The sequence below is a fragment of the Amycolatopsis sp. WAC 04182 genome, assembly GCF_003947465.1.
GTDB lineage: Bacteria > Actinomycetota > Actinomycetes > Mycobacteriales > Pseudonocardiaceae > Amycolatopsis.
On sequence record NZ_QHJJ01000027.1, the window covers coordinates 1 to 814 of the forward strand.

The 814-nt window shown below is 72.6% G+C and carries 1 protein-coding gene; it reads left to right on the forward strand.

The genetic code is table 11. From position 1 onward, the window contains the following. Positions 1-232: 232 nt before the first annotated feature. Positions 233-814: CBS domain-containing protein (locus DMH01_RS42295; RefSeq protein ID WP_125685087.1), on the forward strand; the 582-nt coding region annotated here is incomplete at its 3' end.

An 814-nucleotide genomic window follows, 5' to 3' on the forward strand; every position in this document is an offset into this window, starting at 1 on the left:
TCGGCTGGCGCTTCGAGGCGCCCGACGGCGCGACCGTCCTGTCGGGCACCGACATGGTGCACCTGACCGCCGCCGGCGACATCGACGAGTTCGTGGTCTTCGCCGGGCCGCTCCACTGACCGCCGCTCCCGCCGCCGCCAGGACCTAAGCCCCTGCGCCCCCGCGACGTTCGCCGCTGCCGCCCGCGCCCCCGCGCGAGGGAACGTGGAGGCGGAAAGCGAGGTGGCCGATCATGTCGATCGAGGTCAAGGACGTCATGGGGCGCGTGGCGATCGCGGTGCTGGAGCACGCGTCGTTCGCCGACGTCGTGGCCGCGATGAAGCGGTTCGCGGTGGGCGCGGTCACCGTGATCGACGCCGACCGGCGGCCGGTGGGGGTGATCTCCGAGGACGACCTGCTGGTCAAGGAGAGCGACCCGGTACGGCACAGCGTGTCGATCTTCGAGTCCCGCGACCGGCGCGCGGAACACCACAAGGCCGCCGCGGTGAACGCGGCCCAGCTCATGACCTCACCGGCGATCACCGTCACGCCCGGCACACCGCTCCGGGACGCGGCCCGGCTGATGCACGACCACCGCGTCAAGCAGTTGCCGGTGATCGACCCCGTCACCGGCCGCATCGCCGGCACTCTGCACCAGCGGGACGTCCTTCGGGTCTTCACCCGCCCGGCCGGCGAGCTGGAAGCCGAGATCAGAGCCGTGCTCCCGGACCCCGAGCGGTTCTCCGTCGTGGTCGATCGCGGAGTCGTGACGATCGGCGGCCGGACCGGGACGAGGTCGCAGGCCATCGCCGTCACCGAGGCGGTCAGGGCGGTC